The organism is Streptomyces aureus, from assembly GCF_001418135.1.
GTDB lineage: Bacteria > Actinomycetota > Actinomycetes > Streptomycetales > Streptomycetaceae > Streptomyces > Streptomyces aureus_A.
This window is the reverse complement of sequence record NZ_LIPQ01000462.1, coordinates 1-2211: the sequence shown is the minus strand read 5'-3', so window position 1 is coordinate 2211 and position 2211 is coordinate 1. Positions and strand designations below refer to the sequence as shown.

General features: G+C 72.0%; 1 protein-coding gene, 1 tRNA gene and 1 pseudogene. 2 read left to right on the top strand and 1 reads right to left on the bottom strand.

Features of this window, described 5'->3' with window-relative positions; genetic code table 11:
• Window positions 1-331: 331 nt before the first annotated feature.
• Window positions 332-405 (bottom strand) — tRNA-Lys (locus AOK00_RS30795).
• 184 nt (window positions 406-589) lie between these two features.
• Here AOK00_RS30795 and AOK00_RS30790 point away from each other — a divergent pair.
• Complete coding sequence (locus tag AOK00_RS30790; RefSeq protein ID WP_055603491.1) at window positions 590-1969, top strand: peptidoglycan-binding protein; 1380 nt, start codon at window positions 590-592, stop codon at window positions 1967-1969.
• Window positions 1970-1994: 25 nt separating this feature from the next.
• Window positions 1995-2211, top strand: a pseudogene (locus AOK00_RS39780) (hypothetical protein); the annotation flags it as partial.

Here is a 2211-nt window from a genome sequence, read left to right as displayed (position 1 = left end):
CCCTGCGGTGGAGGGCCGGCCGGGCCGGCCCTCCACCGCAGGGCTCACGGACGCGGGAGGAGCCCGGTGCCACCGCGGGAGGTCGAGGTTCCGGACACTGTAGAGGCCTTGCCCCGCCCGGCCCAGAGGGCTGCGTGTCACGATGCTCACGACCGCTGCCCGCCTCGCGCCACCACAGCGCGGCCGGCGGCGGACCCTTGTGATCGACACGAGCCGCCGCAGCGGAAACGGTGGCCGGCAAGTGGCCCGCGATGCCCGGTAGTTCGTCGAGCAGGGGCGGCGGGAACGACCAAGACCCCCTCACCATCGGTGAGGGGGTCTTGACTCTGCGTGCGCCGCCAGGGACTCGAACCCCGGACCCGCTGATTAAGAGTCAGCTGCTCTAACCAACTGAGCTAGCGGCGCCTGCTGACAGAGAGAACTCTACCCGACGTCCGGGTGTGCTCCTGACCAATAACGGTCACCTCCGGCCTGTCGGATGGTCTTATCAGGCCTTCGATCCGTCAAAATGCGATTTGTCCAGACAGTTGAGACACTGGCGCCCGAAACCAAGGGTCAAAAGATCTTGACGAGTGTGGAGGGGAATCGCATGAGCGTGCCGGTCTTCGAGGAGTTCGAACCCGCGGCCGACTGCGGCTGCCCGGGGTGTGCCCGGCAGCGGCGTGACCTCGCGCTTGGCCTGCCGGTCCGGTCGGGCGGACATCCGGCGGCGCACGGCGCGCGCCGTGCCCTGGTCCTGGTGACGGCTGCGGGCGTGGCCCTCGGCGGTGGCGGGGCCGCCGTGGCGACGGCCCTCCCGCCGCCCTCGGTCCCGTTCACCCCGGCGGACCTCGCGGAGCCGGCGGACGCGTCCGCGCGCGCCGTCCATCCCGAGGCCGACACCCCGCAGGGCGGCCGGGGGCCGCTGCACGGAGCGCCTGGTCCCGGCGGCCGGCCCGCCCCGAACTCGACTCCGACGACCAGTCAGGTCTCGACCGGCACCCTGCGGAAGTCGACCCGGGCGGAGATCATCAACCGCGCCAAGCTCTGGGTGACCGCCCAGGTCCCGTACTCCATGGAGAAGTACTGGTCGGACGGCTACCGCCAGGACTGCTCCGGCTACATCTCGATGGCCTGGAACCTCCGCAGCAACGAGTGGACCGGCAGCCTCGACCGCTTCGCCGACCGCGTCGACCGCACCGAGCTCCAGCCCGGCGACATCCTGCTCTTCCACAACCCGGCCAACCCGACGCGCGGCTCGCACTTGACGATCTTCGGCGGCTGGACCGACTACACCCACACCTCCTACGTCGCGTACGAGCAGACCAAGCCGCGTACGCGGAAGCAGGCGACGCCGATGGCGTACTGGGAGAACTCCAACCGGTACGTGGCCTACCGCTACAAGGGCGTGGTCGGCGCCGGCGCCACCGGCGGCACCGGCGGCGGGGCGACCTCGACGGCGACGCCGTACCCCGGCACGGCGATGTTCGGCCCCGGCGCCGACAACGCGTACGTCACCCAGCTCGGGCGGCTCCTCCTCGACCGCGGCGGCAAGAAGTACTACAGCAGGGGGCCCGGTCCGCAGTGGGGGGAGGCGGACCGGCGCGCGACCCAGGCGTTCCAGCTGGCGCAGGGCTGGAAGGGCAAGGAGGCGGACGGCCTGCCGGGTCCGGAGACCTGGAAGCTCCTCGTGACCGGCAAGGGCAGGAACATCGGCGGTTCGAGTGGTTCGAGCGGGTCGAGTTCGAATGCGACGGGATTTCCCGGGCGTGGCTCCTTCCGTCCGGGCCAATCCAACGCATATGTGGAGAAGCTGGGCAAACAACTGGTGAAGCGGGGCTTCGGCAAGCACTACCTGTCGGGACCCGGTCCGCGCTGGACGGAGGCGGACCGCCGCAACGTCGAGGCGTTCCAGCGGGCACAGGGCTGGCGCGGCGCAGCGGCCGACGGCTACCCGGGCCCGGAGACCTGGCGGCGCTTGTTCCGATGACCCCGAGAGCATGAGGTGGACCCGAATGACGGCATCGACCCCGAACCCCGCGGATTCCGGCGCGGCGGCCTCACGTGACGCGGCCCGCACGGCCCGCCGCCTGACGGACGGCACCCTTCCGCGCACGTCCCCTCCCCAGGGCGCGCCCCCGGGCACCCCGCCGACCCGACGGGAGACGCCGACGGAGCCGCGGGAGCCGGGGGAGCCGGGGGAGGGCGCATCGTCGGAGGGCGGCGCGCCGA